This is a genomic window from Halomicrococcus pelagicus (assembly GCF_050954125.1).
On record NZ_JBPBWC010000017.1, the window covers coordinates 39,443 to 54,604 of the forward strand.

The window sequence follows — 15,162 nt, forward strand, 5'->3', positions numbered from 1 at the left end:
ATCGAGCTGTTGGCGCCTCGCTCACCGTCGCCTGCTGTCAGGTTCGGTGCCCCCATCGCTTCCCCTCTTCATCGTACCGTGCTTCCGAGATTCGGTTGTGCTGGTCCTGTGAGAGCTTGATATCGACTGCACCAGTATTTTCATTCAACTGATCTACTGTCCTTGCGCCCACGATGGGGATGGTCGTGAACTGGTCCTGTTGAATCAACCATCGGAGTGCTACCTGAGCGGGCGTCGCGTCGAGTTCATCCGCGATCGCCCGTATCTCGTCGAGTACGTGCCATCCTCTAGCTGAAACGTAGAAGTCGTCGAACCGGTCATCGAACGATGCGCGCGAATCATCTGGCGCAACTACGGACTGGGGACCGTCATCGCCACGCTCGTACTTGCCGGTGAGGAATCCTCCTGCCAGCGGGGAGTACGGACACACCGCAAGGTCCTGGTCGGCACAGACATCGAGGTAGTCGATCACATCGTCGCGATACGCAGCGTGGAATAGCGGTTGAGTAACCTCGAATCGCTCTAACTCTTCCACGTCGCTCTTCCATAGCGCCTTCGTGAGTTGCCATCCTGCCATCGTCGACGCACCTAGGTGGTTCACCTTCCCCTCTTCTACCAAGCGGTCGAGGGTCCGTAGCGTCTCCACGATCGGAGTGTTCTCGTCCCAGCGGTGGATGTAGTAAATATCGAGATACTCCGTCCCGAGTCGGTCGAGAGTTCCATCGATCTGATTGCGGATGTGCTTCCGCCCAAGACCTTCACGATTCGGACCTCCGTCGCCAAACGGGAAGTAGACCTTCGATGCGATGACAAGGTCCTCGCGGTCGTGGTCGGAGAGCCAGTCGCCGACGTACTCCTCGCTAGTACCGTTGGGCGTGCCGTAGACATTCGCAGTGTCGATGAAATTGATTCCTTGGTCCCAGGCTGCGTCTAATAGTTCATGTGCTTGGTCTTCATCTGTCTCGACGACGCCGCTGGTCTCCTTGCCGAACCGCCAGGTACCGAAGCAGAGTCGTGAGACCGTCGTACCTGTCGAACCGAGTTTCGTGTATTTCATGGCTGATCTCTGATCGTTGTCGTCAATTGCAATCGGCCACCTTCCAACCCGGAAGCTGTCCTTTCGTATCCTCACACTTCTCGGACGTGTACTGCAGGGAATCGCGGTGCATTGTTCCAACAGGAGCAGTCCCGGATGTATGGCCGAGCTTCGATTTCATATGTGAGACAATGGCGTGTGAGTGACCATAAATGTTGAGGGGCGAAAGCATTCACTCGGTAGTTCCCCGTGAGCCGGACGTATCAGAGCCAGTTCACCAGGAGGTGATACGAACGTCTCGCAGTGGACGTTCGAGTGGAACCTTGACCCGGCCGCCGGTATAGTGTGACAGGTAGAATCCGACGATGATCTCCAAGGACCGGATGGCTTCGACACCGGTCGAGTGATTTCGAACTGCATCGTCGAGAAGGTCGACGATGTGGTTCGCGGCGTTGGCGAACGAACCCTTGTAATCGCCCTCCCAGGTCCACGACCCATCGATTCCCGGCAGCGGTTCCTCGATGTGCTCCCCGTTCTCCAGTCGCCAGTAGCGCCACTCGCCATCGTCGTTGTTGAGGTACAGCTTCCCCTTCGAGCCGATGAACTGGAACGTCATCGAAGAGTCCTCGCGAGGAATCGTACAGTCGATGGTGACGAAACTTCCGTCGTCCATGACGATGAACCCGCCGCCCCCGGCATCGTCGACACTTTGGTCGACGTCGAGCGAGTCGATTGCCTCGTTCTCGCCGTTGATGTACCCGCTGATGGTCTTCGCTCGCGCGTCGAGGAGGTACACGAGGGTGTCGAGCAGGTGGGTCGAGTTACGGAGCAGTTCCATCCGGAACTGCGCCGACACCGAGTGTACCTCCCCCAGTAGGTCCTCCTCTTGAACGAGCCGTCGGAGCTGTTGGAGCTTGTCGGTGAACCGGAACGAGTGGTTCACCACGAGCTCGGTGTCGGTCTCATCACAGGCCTCGACCATCTCGAGTGCGTTCGTCACCTGCGAGTCGATAGGTTTCTCGCACCAGATTACGGAAGGCGACGCCCGTGAGTGCGCCGCATCGATGACGTGACGATGGTGGAGGAACGATGGCGTGCAGACCGAGACGACGTCAAGGTCTTCTGATTCGAGCATCGCTTCATGGCCGACGTACCGCCGGTCTTCGGGGATCTCCCATGTATCTCCGAATCGGCCGAGCTTCTCCTCGTCGACGTCTGCGACAGCGACCAGTTCGATGTCACGGGCAGCATCGTACCCTCCAGCGTGGCTAGCCTGGATCTTCTCCTTGCCGATGGACTCTTCGTCGTGCATCCCGAGGATTCCCATTCCAGCGATACCGCCAGTGCCGATGATTCCAGCTTTGTAGGTCATGGTGATCCATCAGGGGCTAGGCGATCCGAATCCCGTTATTCTCAGGAGAGATCAACTGTCGCCCAGGTGGTGATACTCTTGGCGGTGTTACTTCGGACGAGCGTGAGCCCCATGTACCCATCATCTCGAAGGACCGACTTAAACATATGTGACTCCCTCGACCGAGTGCCAGTCCATCGAGACGCGCTCACCTCGTAGCAAATGTTTATGTTCCAGCCACTGATTTTGCTTGACGATGCGCTTCGTACGCTACACGACCAGCGGTACTTCGCAGTGGGGTGTCTTGGACGACGATAAAATACATGCTCTGGACGCGATGCCGGAAGGGCCACCGAGCTACACTGACATGGTCGACCCGAACTACCGGCGGATGGTCCGCCGAACCGTCGAGACCGAAGCCGTCCCCACGCTAACTCGCAGCTCGGTCTCCCTGTTAGCACCGGTGCCGACTCCGGGGAAGATCGTCTGCGTCGGTATGAACTACCACGACCACGTCGAGGAACAGGACGAAAAAGTATCCGACAACCCGCTCCTCTTCGCGAAGGCGCCGACGACCGTGACCAACCCCGGCAGTCCGATCGTACATCCGGCGGATATCGAGCAGGTCGATTACGAGGTGGAACTCGGCGTGGTCATCGGACGCCGGGGAAAGCATATCAAGCGCACACAGGCTCAGGAGTACGTTGCAGGCTACACCATCGTCAACGATGTGAGCGCGCGCGATGCGCAGTTCAGCGACGGCCAGTTCTTCCGCGGGAAGAGCTACGACACCTTCTCGCCAATGGGCCCGACGCTCGTCGCCGGCGACGAGTTCGACCCGAATGCAGCCGGAGTCTCTCTCCGCGTAAACGGAACAACGAAACAATCGTCGAACACCGAAGAGTTCATTTTCGATGTGGCGGATCTCATCGCCTACATCAGTCGCGCCATGACACTTCGTCCCGGCGACGTCATCTCGACGGGGACGCCTGGCGGTGTCGGCATCTTCCGAGAGCCACCGGAACTCCTCGAACCTGGAGACACCGTCGAGGCAGAGATCGATGGCATCGGAGTCCTCGAGAACAACGTCGTTGCTGAGTGACTGCGAAGCTCTTTCTCCATCATAGCACTGTCAGAACACAGCGGTCAGTTAGCTCTTCACGCTGTCCCTGATCCGAACATCGATACCTCGGTAACTGACAACCCCAGGCACTTCACATCCCTCAGTGTCGATGCAGCGAACTCGAGGTTTCCGTGTTCGTCAGTATAGGGAGGAATCCTCTCTATGGCGATGAGGTGCCTCAACATTGCCGCCCACAGTTCTCTCTGTTCGACACAACGACTCCGCCACGCGAGACCGGCCACGTTTCGGTTTATACTACCGCCCTTCTAGGTGGTCGGATTCGATTTTCCTTGAATATCATCGGACCAGACGAGAAGGAATACTGTCCGGTGATGGCGAACAGAACCGATAGGAGGAAATTGTCTAGAATACCAGACGCATATTCTGGATTTGGCTGTAAATTCGAAAGTAGGCTCAGACCTACCATCATCTACCTCCGCTTGTATGTCAATGAAGGTTTGATTGAGATGGTCGACGGTCCATGATTTGTGTTCCCTGTTACCGGACAGCCATACAGTATCAGTGAAGGGAGTCTGTTAGACTGTCTCTTTCAGACCATTATCTTCCACAGACTCGTTTGGATGAAGCGATGCCGTTACACTACTATGTGTGTAACAGAAACCAACGGGACTGTCGTGGGGCTTCTCGTTCACTGGATAGTATCGTATCGGCACTGTTCGACGCACCGATTCAAAGATGCTGAAATACTCTGACGACGGAACCCTTGTGTCAAAATTCGTCGTGTAAGATTCTGTCTGCGTGGTTCTGATCGCCCGAAGCTGATGGTGATCTCCAGTATCCTAATTGGCCCTGGAAAGGATATCTGGATATGGCCCGTCTCGAGGGGAAGACAGCGGTGGTCACAGGTGGCGGCAATGGTATCGGACGTGCTATCGCATCACGGTTGGCGGATGCGGCTGTAACCGTTGTCGTGGCTGATATTGGTGAAGAGAGTGGAGACAGACAACCAGAGCTCTCGAGGCTGATGGTCACGATGCACTCTTCGTTCCGACCGATGTAACCGATAAGGCAGATGTCGAGACGCTACTTGATGCGACGATGGACGAGTTCGGTTCACTGGATATCATCGTAAGCAACGCCGGTGCCTCGGGGGACGACGATGTACTTCATCGGACATCCCCTGAGACGTAGCGTCGGATGATAGAACTCAACCTCACTAGTCACTACCTACTCGCCCGGAGCGCAACTCCTCGCATGGTCGAATCCGGCGGTGGGACCTTGGTATTCACTTCATCAGTGAATGCCAAAAGCGGTATCAGTCTGACGGGATACTCCGCAGCCAAGAGCGGAATATCTGGTCTTTCGAGGGTCATCGCAACCAACTATGGACATCACGGGGTTCGCTCGAACGTCCTCTGCCCAGGGACAATACAGTCTGAGGCTCTCGCTCTGAAGCGTGACAAAGAGTGGGACGACCAGCAATGGGAGAGCTGAACCGATTAGTATCCATTGGGCCGGTTCGGGAAACCCGAGGAGGTGGCGACGGCTGCACCCTTCCTGGTCTTAGATGCTGCAAGCTATATTAAGGGAACCGAGCTCATGGTCGATGGCGGGATGACCGCCGGACCGAATCAGAGCCATCTTGATCTAGCGTACGACTTGGATGCAGGTCTTTCGTTCTGAATCGAGCATTTCAGCTCAATTGAACGCTGGACCGATACCGACTGTGAGTAGCACCTTTCTGTTGAGATTCCTCCATCCGGCATTTCGAAGCCAGTCACGGTATCTCCTGACCTAATATATGGAATGCCGTCGATGGCCTCTCTTCGTTTCCTTCGAGATGGTCAACACGAGCCGTTGATGAGTTCTGTCCGAAACAGGCATAGATGACAGTAAGGGGAAGGATTATTTATCCAGCTGACCCTCTCATTGATAGTGACCTTCGCATGACCTACGAAGCCAAGAACCCCATCAAAGCGACAAAACGCTCCTTCGACGTCATCGAAACACTGGCGAAGATGGATGGGGCTCGGCTCACGATTATCGCGGAGGAGTTGGACCTACCGAACAGCACGGTCCATAGTCACTTGAGCACGCTCATGGAACGGGGATACGTTGTCCAAGAGGACGATACCTATCGACTCAGTCTGCAGTTTCTTCGATTAGGCGAATCTACGAGGAAAATTCACAGGGTATATCACGCTGGACGGGCCGAGATAGATGAACTGGCGGCAGAGACGGGTGAGGTTGCGAGTCTCCTTGTAGAAGAGGATGGGCGTGCTGTCTTCCTCTATTCCGCAGAGGGTGATGATGCGATGTCCCTGAACACCTCTCCGGGAACCCACATCCATCTCCATACTTCAGCGATGGGGAAAGCGATTCTGGCACAGCTCCCAGACGATGAAGTGGACACCATCCTCGAACATCGGGCTCTTCCAGCATACACCGAGAAGACCCTGACCGACGAAGATGCGCTACGCGAGGAGCTGACCGACATCCGGGAAGATGGGATTGCCACCGATGACGAAGAGCGGGTCCGTGGTTCCCGGTCCGCTGCCGCTCCGTTGCGGGGCGAGAGCGGAAAGGTCATCGGCTCCGTCGGAATCTCCGGCCCGGTGAGCCGTCTCTCGTACGACAGCCTGTCGAACGGAGTGGCCGATCGACTCCACGACGCGACAAACATCATCGAACTCAAGCTGGCATACTCCTAACGCTTCGACGACACTGAACTCTTCGCCCGAACCGCTGACCGCCTATGTGGCAGTAGCAGGGGAATGGCTTTAGTACTTTAGGTGTAGTCTCGTTGGTATGGCGATTGTGAGCGTGGAGGCTATCCCCGTACGCGTCGGTGTGAAGCCTCTCGAAGAAGAATACGGGCTTGCACCGTATCGAAGCAACCACGATGCGGTCAAGGAACGGGACCGCATGTTGATCCGCATCGAAACGGATGAGGGTATCGTAGGTTGGGGGGAGATGCTCGTTGCGATGACGTCCCCCGAAGCAACGAAGGCGATTGTAGACCATGTGATTGCACCGGAACTCATCGGACGAGAGGTCGAGAACATCCGAGAGTTCATTGATTCGTTCTATTTCCCATATACCCGTATCCACCCGTACCTCGGTGCGGTCGAGATGGCGATGTGGGACGTACTGGGCAAGCAACTCAACACGTCACTCTCGACACTGCTCGGTGGGCGCGTGGAGGACGAGGTGCCGGTGGCCTATTGTCTCGGGATGTTGGACTCTGAGCGATCGAAAGAACACGCCCGATTCGCAGTCGAAGCAGGATTCCGGGCGCTCAAGACCAAAGCTGGTCCTGATTGGCGCGGTGATGTCGAACGTATCCGAACCATGTACGAGGCCGTGGATGGCGAACTCGATTTCAGGCTGGACCCGAATCAGGGATGGTCATTCGAGGAAGCGGTCAGAGCGGGTGCGATGCTCGAAGATGCCGGCGTATACCTACAGTATCTCGAACAACCGTGCCGAATCGATACCTACGGTACCTACGAGAAGCTCCGTAATCGACTTCGGACTCCGTTGGCGGTCAACGAGGATACCTACTTCGAACGGAACTTCTCACACCTACTCCGACAGGATGCGGTCGACGTCGGTGTCATCGACCTGATTCCTGCAGGAGGTCTCCTTCGCGCACAGGACCTCGCGGCGAATGCCGCTGAGTCGGGGGTCTCACTGTCGCATCACTGTGGGTTTGACCTTGGAATCAAGACCGCTGCGATGCTTCATCTGGTTGCCACGACCCCCGCCATCAACCTTCCACCGGACTCAGTCTACTACGCCTGGGATGAGTATCTACTCGAAGATTCGCTAGAACTGTCCGACGGAGCATACCCCGTTCCGACCGGCCCTGGACTCGGTATCTCGGTCGACGAAGAGATGGTCGAACGACTTCGGGTCGACGCATGACGACGATCTTGGTATACCCGTGGACATTACAGCAATACGGTGTCGGCGCCGAAATCGAGCGTCTCCGGAAGAAGGGTATCGATTCAGTCGCACTCGCAGCCCACTATCACTCGATTCGGACGTTTGCTCCCCGAGCCGAATCCGAGAAGTTCGTGCAGTATCCGGGCGGCTGCTACTTCACCCCGGAGCCGACAGACTTCGTTTCGACATCAATCGAACCGCTGACCAACGAGATACCGGGTCTGACGGAACCGGTATCGACCGTTCGGGAAGCCACCGCCGATCGAAATCTCGACCTGGCCGCCTGGATGGTCTGTCTCCACAACACCCGACTCGGAGCGGAACATCCCGAATTCCGTCTCCAGGGTGTCTTCGGCGAAGCCCACGACCATTCCCTGTGTCCTTCGTATCCGGCGGTACAGGAGTACTACGCCGGTGTCGCCCGCTCGCTTTGTCGATGTGAGGTCGACAGGATAGACTTGGAATCGCTTGGCTTCCCGTCAGTTCTCCACGGTCACGGAGTGGACTTCGGCCACTCCAAGAACCATGTCCTCACGAGCGATTCCGAGGAGTTCTTACTTTCTCAGTGCTTCTGCGATGGGTGTCGCCGCCGGGCGGAGGCCACGGATATCGATATGGATGCGGCGGAATCGCTCATCCAAGAGCTTCTGGAGGACTCGATTCGTGGACCACAGGATCATCCGCCGAAGTTGGTGACGCTTGTCGAAGAGTATCCCGTTCTCGAGGACCTCTTTTAGATCTCCGCGGGGATATCATAGAACAGCTTCTCTCGAAGCTTGCCGATGCGAGTGGTGCAGTATCCTTGAACTACTACGTGGCAGATGGAATCGGGTACGAAGTCGGCGATGGTTGGCCGGCCGGCGTTCGGCTCGACCGATTACAAGAGAACCTAGACTCGGTGACCGCGATGTGCTACACCAATGACGTAACGACCGGCCGGAACCGAATCGAAGGACTCGATAGGTCCGTCGACTGCCCCGTGAACGCTGCCGTCACATTCGATCCGGATATCCTCCCCGACCGGGAATCGTTCACATCCGTCGCTCAGACCGCCAATAACGTCTCAAGCGGAGAACTCTATCTCTATAACCACGGGCTTCTTGGCACCGCTCATCTCGACTGGTTGAACGGAGTCCTCGAACGGCCTTCCGTGTAATTCGATACAGGGTATCGGTTCGGATGATGGGGAATGTCGACGGACACATAGTTTTATAGGGGCTTCCCCCTCATTCTCTGACTGAAATGGTGCGACTAGGAATCGAATCTCTCATCAGTAATACCCACGACCGAATCGCTGGCGAGCGAATCGGTCTGGTGACGAACCCTTCTGGAGTGACCCGGAACCTAACGCCGACCATCGATCTTCTGTTCACCGATGATGACGTCGAACTCGCACGCCTGTTCGCTCCGGAGCACGGAATCCGCGGGAACGCACAGGCGGACGTCGATATCGGGGAATCGGTCGACGAACAGACTGGATTACCGGTCTACAGCTTCAACGGTGATAACAATACAGAGCTACCGGAGAAGCTGGCCAATCTGGACACCCTCATCTACGACATGCAGGATATCGGATGTCGATTCTATGCGCTCATCTACACCCTCTCTCGCGCACTCGAAGGGGTTGCAGATACGGACACTCGGCTACTGGTCCTCGACAGGCCGAATCCGTTAGGCCCGTTGGAGGCTGTCGGGAACCTGGCTCCACCACTCGGTGCGTCACCGGCCAATGGGTACGAACTTCCGGTCGTTCACGGGATGACCGTGGGCGAGCTGGCGTCGTACTTCAACGATGAGTACGATATCGGCGCCTCGGTCGAAATCCTCGAGATGGACGGGTGGTCGCGGGACATGTGGTTCGACCAGACCGACCTTCCATGGGTTCTTCCCTCACCGAACATGCCGACCCTCACCACGGCGACCCTCTATCCGGGAACGTGCTTCTTCGAGGGGACGAACCTCTCGGAGGGGCGAGGAACAACGAAACCGTTCGAACTTGTCGGAGCGCCCTGGATCGACGCAGACGAATGGAGCCAGACGCTCAACAGCTACGACCTCCCTGGTGTCGGCTTCCGCCCTGCCTACTTCACCCCGATGTTTTCGAAACATGAGCGCCGTGACATCGAGGGCGTCCAAGTGCACATCCTCGACAGAGACACAATCGACCCTGTGAATGTTGGAATCACGATGGTTCTCTCGGCGTTCACCTCCTATCCGGAGGCTGACTGGCTCCACATGGGAGACGAGTATTTCATCGATCAGCTTTCGGGCGGGAGTCATCTTCGGAAGATCGTGGAAGATGCTAGTAGTGAGGTCGACGCGTCGGACATGTACAGGAGTCTCCGACAGTACTGGTCCGACGCTCTAGACGAGTTCGTCGAGACTAGTTCCGACTACATCCGATACTGATTTTGACGCCGCACCCACACAGATACTGGATAGGACATGGGAGATGATGGTGACGAGCATGAGGGACAACCATGAGTGGAGCGTCGAGAAGAGACTCGTTCTTCGCAATCTGGGCTGGTAGAGTGACTCGACTACATGGTTAACGCTGGTTCTCTCCCAGTCGGTTCGCCTCCGTGTTCTCTGGAACCGCCTGTTGGCCGTCTGTCTTTGCTATCGAGACTCGGCGAGCTGCACTACAGTTTCGTCTACCACGTACGGATGATGTAAGTGAATCCATTCAGGCGCTCGTAGATTCAGCACGTCCTGTACCGGGGTTATGCAGTGTGACGGCGTTTCAGCGAGAATCCTCGTATCTGTGACCTTGATGGCTACATACGTGAAGCGGTGCTCACTGAATTTGGTATACCATCATGGGATATATCGATGTATTGTTCGCTCCAGCGGTGACCTGCCGGTGTTCACACAGACTCAATGGGTCCGTGTGGTCTGTGTGTCCCCAAAACCTATCCCCTATCTATGAGAAACGCGTTATCAGCCAAATATGCCGTTCTTAGAATCGAGAACGAACTCAGCGGGGCGTCTATCCCTCATGCTCAGCCTCAAACAGCGGACATCGTGGGGGCCAATGCAATGAGCAATACCCCAGTACCAATACCTGACCGGGACTGGGAGGACGTCGACGACATCCCGTGGACCCTTCTCGATCTCGAAGAACTCGTCGACACGTACTGGGCAGTCATCGCTCCAGTGATTGAGACAAACTAGCTCTGCATTGAGAGCCACGGTCTCAACTTCTGTCGGCCGTCCCTCAAGCCGTGGGTAACCCTCACGTTTCAAAATCTAGCCGGACTGTATTTCTGGTTCTCACCGCTGCTACTCAGCCCCATGATTGGAAAGTCGAGTCTGGATTTCATCAGCATCCGCTTCAGAGAGCGCCTCAAGACCAAACTGCACAAGGAGCGGGTAGAAATGGCGGTTCTTCTTGAACTTGTCCTGACCCGCCTTTCGTAGCTTCAGCTGGGATTCAAGGTACGTATCCTCCATATCCTCGAGGATGTCGTCCGGAATGTAGATCGTCCGCCCGTTCCATTCGTCCTTGATATTCGTCTTCGTTTTGTTCGTTTCGCTCGTTCCGCTCGTTTCACTCGTTGTACTCGATTCGGACGTTTCAGTCGATGATCTTGTTTCCACCGTTTCGTCCACTTCACTCACTTCGCTAGAATTGGCCTCATTATCCTCATCTTCGTAGTTGCCTTCGATACCCGAGGCATCTCCCCATCCGTCGGTCATGCTTCTACCTCCTCAGGAACGGCCTTCTCAAACGTCTCGTCGAACAGGTCGGCGATTTCGTTGAACAGCTCGCGAGCATCCTCGACGCGCTTGTTCTCCTTCCCAAAGCAAAAGACGGACACGCCTTCGCCAATCGATTGGGAGAGGTCGGTGCGCTTCGGAATCTCGAAGACAGGGAGCGAGTATGCCGATTTGATCTCCTCGATGGTGTCTCGGTGCTCCGCGTTCTGCTCAACACGGTTGCACACAATCGCAAGCCGGTTGATGTCACCATACGCCGGTTCGAGGGAGCCCAGCTGCTTTGCGAAAATCTGGAGGCTGTTGGCGTTGAGTTTCTCGGGTATGACGGGGATAACGACGTTGCCGGTTGCTACGAGGGCGTTGTCGGTGAGGACGTTCAGCGATGGTGGCGTATCAACGATGATGTAGTCGTAGTCCCTGTCGAGTTCGTCGAGTGTCATCCCCAACCGCTCTCGGCTCTTTGGCGCTTCCAGCAGCGTCTGGATGTTCTTGTTGTTTGCGATCTTCTCACTCGCGGGGAGAATGTCAAATTCCTCGTGCTCGACGATGATGTCGTTGACCAACTCCATCTGTTCGAAATCGAGCACGTCGAATAGCGTTGTTCGGTCGGTGTCGTAATATAGATCGTTGTACCCGAGCGAGCATGTAAGCCCACCGTGATAGTCGATATCGACGAGGAGTACGTCATGTCCTCGCGCGGCGAGTGCACCCCCGGTATGGATGACGTCTGTTGTTTTCCCCGCACCTCCTTTCTGATTCGCTACGGTGATTCGTGAAGTGTTCGTGTCGCTCATATCAGTCATTATCTTTGGTGAATTCGTTATGCTCGTTTTCTTCGTTTCGTTCGTTACGGTGAGTGCGTTCGGTGCAATTGTTTCATTTGATGAATGGAATACCACCGTGTTAAAACCTACCGTTCGTTATGCTCACTGAACGAAACTCATTCGTTTTTATAAATATCTTCATTACGTTCATTGAGTTCGTTACGCTCGTTCTATTCGTTACTTCCTATGAAAGATCAATACATGGTCTGTAGGTCCACGGGACTCGTTCACCTCATTCTGTTCGTTCTATTCGTTCCGTTCGTTTTTCTCAGTGCGTTCGTTTTCAGCAATAGAAAGACTATTCCATAATTAGGTAATCCGAACGTGTTCCAATGAGTCTCTAACGGACTATGGAAGAAAGCAAAGTTCGAATGCGATGATCGCCTGACGATTTTAGTCCACAACAAGGTCGTCGACGGTGAATGGGACCTCATTCCGAACTTCGAAACAGAGCTTAGTCGGTCTGTTCCGACGTTCCACGTACGCGAGGCAGTATATCACGCTGTACGGCGAAATGAGGACGACACTCTCGACGAGATTCTTGAGATGGAATACTTGACTGTGATTAATCATATACCAATTCTTGCTATATATTCTGCGTGTGAAGGTTCTTGATCAGTACTACAGTAGTAGCCTACCACCCCACTCTGTCCAGTGTCTTTGATGCTGCCACCCCGCTTTGTCCAGTGTCTCACTAGAACCATCCAGCAACAATTCTCTAATCAACTATAAATGACGAGAAAGTTTATATAGGTCTAGTCACAATCACTCCGAACGATATTCTTGATTCAAACAAGTAGTCCACTAGCCACACAACTCACTCCCGTCACCCATTCTTTGTCGACAAAGACACTCGACACAGTGGGGTGGGGGAGAGCCCACCTCGACAAACAACTTCTCCTTACAAAAATAATCAACTCCGAATTCTATCTGTCTGCGAGGAGAGAATCCCGCCGTTTCCGGCGGGAGTGAAGCCGACAACTCCTTCACAACCCACGCATCGACCCTCATACGGATATTGAAGTCGTATCGGTTCAAAATATAACGTACACCGAGGCGGTCACACCGCCCACTCAATTGCACAATATCGGGACTCCGTGCCCCAGGACGTTCGAGACATCCTCTCGAACCGCTGTGGTGTCTCGGTCAGCAAGATACCTCCGAGTCCCATGCCGGGATAGGAGCAACGGCGGTGTGGCCCCGCCATCGACCCGTCATGCCGACGGGTCGGAAACCAGCAACTATCCCACCCCAGCGGTGCGGTGCCGTGGGACGCCTCGCCGTTTACGGCGAGGAGGAGGTCACCTCTCCAGATAGTCCGGTACTCCCACCGTGTGGGAAGCCCCGCCGTGAACGTCGGGCGAGGACGTCACGATACCCGAGTCCGGTTACCGATCACAAATACAGTCCGTGGTTCGAGTGAGCTGCACGGCTTCTTGATGAAGCCTAGTAGCAAGCTGATAGATTGCTTTAACGCGGTACTCGCCAGCAATCCCCGTCCGATAGTATGACTCGGATCGATTTTCCTCCCAGAGAGCTTCAAGCCGATCAGCGATATCCTGCGAAAATAGTCCTGCTCGCACTCCGTAATCGTAGACTTCCGTATGCGATTGGCCAGGCATCGTGTAGCCGCTCGCTTCAACATAGAACTGGATCGAGCGCTCAATCGCGACAAACGACGCTTCGATAATCACCGTGTAATGGCCATTCCGGTCGATGAGAAACTGTGCAGCGTCGAGAAGCCGGCAAGCTTTCCGCAGTTGTAGCGTTGTTGGATCAGAAACGAATTCTACGCCTATCTCAGGGTTGTCAGGAGACCGTTGGAATGCATCTTCAGCGTTTGCAAGAGCCTTCATGAGATCGTTCGACGTCATCTGTTCCCTCCAAATATATCCTGTTTGATCTGCTGAAGCGTTCCCGTGCTGTACAGTTCGACGCCTTCCTGAAAAATCGGCTGGAGATCCTCGTCTCGACGCCGAGCACTGTCGACAGATTCGACAAACACTTCGAATTCATATCGCTGCCCGTCAAATAACTCTGTCTCAAGATTGGATTTAATCGTCGAAATCGTTCGTCTGGCCGCCACGAGTTCGTCATCCTCGTCAACCAGCACAAAGAGATCAATGTCACTAACTCGGTCTGCTTCACCTCGTGCGACGCTGCCGAAGCAGACAACGCCAGCAACGGACGAGAGTTCACCTGTTGCTTGATTTGTGAAGCGTTTGAGTGGCTGCCGGAACGCTGGTTGTGGAATTTCTAAGAATGGATTCTCGACTTCGTGAAGATGCTTTTCGTTGATCTGATAGAGGGTTTTGCGACTGACGTCACGGCGAGTGAGGAGGTTCAAGCTTTCAAGCAGTGAGAGTGCCTTCGAGACACTTGGCCCGCCGAATCCGGTAAGCTCCTGCAGTTCTCGATTTGAAAACTCCGTTGCTGGATTCTGTGCAACGATTTCGAGGATGTCGTCCATCGCCTCGTATCTAAAAATCTGCTCGTCTGGTAATGGAAGATGGATGTCAACGCGCATGTTGTTATGTGCTATGTACTAGTTTACATCTCATATAATGGTTGTGCTCGAATGGAGTGGACGGCCCTCTGAACAATTCTCAAAAGAGAGTAGCGAGAAGGACAACCTGAGAGGGGCCTGGGTTAGCATCACCTTCTAACATTAGCTACTGGAAGTAGCAAGCTGCTCTCGCCGGATCGCCTCGAAATCCGTCGCCAACCGCTCCGACTCGCCGTCCGCGAGCACGAGCATGTTCGGGGCGGCCGTACAGGCCGGCTGATCGCCGACGCGAAACCCAGCGTCTTCAGCCGGGGGAAGCTGGACCTGATAGCCATTGCCGGCAATCTGAATCGAGGCATCCATTACCCGATGCAGCGACGACGTATCGCGAACGGCCGTCGCCGCCAACTCCGCCACATCATCATCGTCAACCCGGTCAGTATCTGTGAGGAGGAGCAGCCCATCGAACGCGAACACGCGGATGTCGGCCCGCTCGTTTGGATTACCATTCTCATCTTCTTCGACGAGCCCAGCCGTACGGGCTGGCTTTGTGACCTGGAGCGCGAGCCCATCGCCAGATTGCTTGATTCGATTCGTCATTGCTAGTTAGCATATTATACTAACTATTGAATCCTTGTCTCGATTTTAGCTGAGGACGTAATCACCGACATAGCAACTCCAAGACGCCTAAAC

Annotated in this window: 14 protein-coding genes and 1 pseudogene; 8 read left to right on the plus strand and 7 right to left on the minus strand. The window is 55.0% G+C overall.

Translation table 11 applies throughout. The features are described from left to right. Positions 1 to 37: 37 nt before the first annotated feature. Positions 38 to 1,057, minus strand: coding sequence for an aldo/keto reductase (locus ACRYA2_RS21275; RefSeq protein WP_433632965.1), 1,020 nt, complete (start codon positions 1,055 to 1,057; stop codon positions 38 to 40). 253 nt (positions 1,058 to 1,310) lie between these two features. Then, entirely contained in the window at positions 1,311 to 2,408 is a 1,098-nt protein-coding gene (locus ACRYA2_RS21280) for a Gfo/Idh/MocA family protein (RefSeq protein ID WP_433632833.1), read from the minus strand. A 235-nt stretch (positions 2,409 to 2,643) separates the two neighbouring features. Here ACRYA2_RS21280 and ACRYA2_RS21285 point away from each other — a divergent pair, with 235 nt between their 5' ends. The 8 genes and pseudogenes from ACRYA2_RS21285 to ACRYA2_RS21320 all read left to right on the plus strand — a co-directional run bounded on the left by ACRYA2_RS21285 (position 2,644) and on the right by ACRYA2_RS21320 (position 10,593). After that, positions 2,644 to 3,489, plus strand: a complete 846-nt coding sequence (locus tag ACRYA2_RS21285; RefSeq protein WP_433632835.1) for a fumarylacetoacetate hydrolase family protein — start codon at positions 2,644 to 2,646, stop codon at positions 3,487 to 3,489. An 850-nt stretch (positions 3,490 to 4,339) separates the two neighbouring features. Further along, a pseudogene (locus tag ACRYA2_RS21290) lies at positions 4,340 to 5,154 on the plus strand (SDR family NAD(P)-dependent oxidoreductase). A 263-nt stretch (positions 5,155 to 5,417) separates the two neighbouring features. After that, positions 5,418 to 6,182 (plus strand): IclR family transcriptional regulator, encoded by a 765-nt coding sequence (locus tag ACRYA2_RS21295; RefSeq protein ID WP_433632837.1) that lies wholly within the window; start codon positions 5,418 to 5,420, stop codon positions 6,180 to 6,182. Between the two features lie 97 nt (positions 6,183 to 6,279). Then, the gene (locus tag ACRYA2_RS21300) at positions 6,280 to 7,398 is read left to right on the plus strand and encodes a mandelate racemase/muconate lactonizing enzyme family protein (RefSeq protein WP_433632839.1); all 1,119 of its coding nucleotides are present in this window, start codon (positions 6,280 to 6,282) and stop codon (positions 7,396 to 7,398) included. After that, complete coding sequence (locus tag ACRYA2_RS21305) at positions 7,395 to 8,156, plus strand: hypothetical protein (RefSeq protein ID WP_433632841.1); 762 nt, start codon at positions 7,395 to 7,397, stop codon at positions 8,154 to 8,156. Before ACRYA2_RS21300 ends, ACRYA2_RS21305 begins: the two co-directional genes overlap by 4 nt. 65 nt (positions 8,157 to 8,221) lie before the next feature. Further along, positions 8,222 to 8,575 (plus strand): hypothetical protein, encoded by a 354-nt coding sequence (locus ACRYA2_RS21310; RefSeq protein WP_433632843.1) that lies wholly within the window; start codon positions 8,222 to 8,224, stop codon positions 8,573 to 8,575. Between the two features lie 86 nt (positions 8,576 to 8,661). After that, on the plus strand, positions 8,662 to 9,828 hold the full coding sequence (locus tag ACRYA2_RS21315; protein WP_433632845.1) for an exo-beta-N-acetylmuramidase NamZ family protein: 1,167 nt from the start codon (positions 8,662 to 8,664) through the stop codon (positions 9,826 to 9,828). Between the two features lie 516 nt (positions 9,829 to 10,344). Beyond that, positions 10,345 to 10,593, plus strand: a complete 249-nt coding sequence (locus ACRYA2_RS21320) for a hypothetical protein (protein ID WP_433632847.1) — start codon at positions 10,345 to 10,347, stop codon at positions 10,591 to 10,593. Between the two features lie 108 nt (positions 10,594 to 10,701). Here the strand turns inward: ACRYA2_RS21320 and ACRYA2_RS21325 are convergent, their stop codons facing one another. The 5 genes from ACRYA2_RS21325 to ACRYA2_RS21345 all read right to left on the minus strand — a co-directional run bounded on the left by ACRYA2_RS21325 (position 10,702) and on the right by ACRYA2_RS21345 (position 15,069). Continuing rightward, positions 10,702 to 11,118, minus strand: a complete 417-nt coding sequence (locus ACRYA2_RS21325) for a DUF8160 family protein (protein WP_433632849.1) — start codon at positions 11,116 to 11,118, stop codon at positions 10,702 to 10,704. Next, positions 11,115 to 11,933: a ParA family protein gene (locus ACRYA2_RS21330; protein WP_433632851.1), complete on the minus strand. Its 819-nt coding sequence runs from the start codon at positions 11,931 to 11,933 to the stop codon at positions 11,115 to 11,117. Before ACRYA2_RS21330 ends, ACRYA2_RS21325 begins: the two co-directional genes overlap by 4 nt. Positions 11,934 to 13,351: 1,418 nt before the next feature. Further along, positions 13,352 to 13,837: a DUF8154 family protein gene (locus ACRYA2_RS21335; RefSeq protein WP_433632853.1), complete on the minus strand. Its 486-nt coding sequence runs from the start codon at positions 13,835 to 13,837 to the stop codon at positions 13,352 to 13,354. Further along, positions 13,834 to 14,490: a nucleotidyltransferase domain-containing protein gene (locus ACRYA2_RS21340; protein WP_433632855.1), complete on the minus strand. Its 657-nt coding sequence runs from the start codon at positions 14,488 to 14,490 to the stop codon at positions 13,834 to 13,836. The genes ACRYA2_RS21335 and ACRYA2_RS21340 overlap by 4 nt, the downstream gene beginning before the upstream one ends. A gap of 141 nt (positions 14,491 to 14,631) precedes the next feature. Then, complete coding sequence (locus tag ACRYA2_RS21345) at positions 14,632 to 15,069, minus strand: hypothetical protein (protein WP_433632857.1); 438 nt, start codon at positions 15,067 to 15,069, stop codon at positions 14,632 to 14,634. Between the last annotated feature and the right edge of the window lie 93 nt (positions 15,070 to 15,162).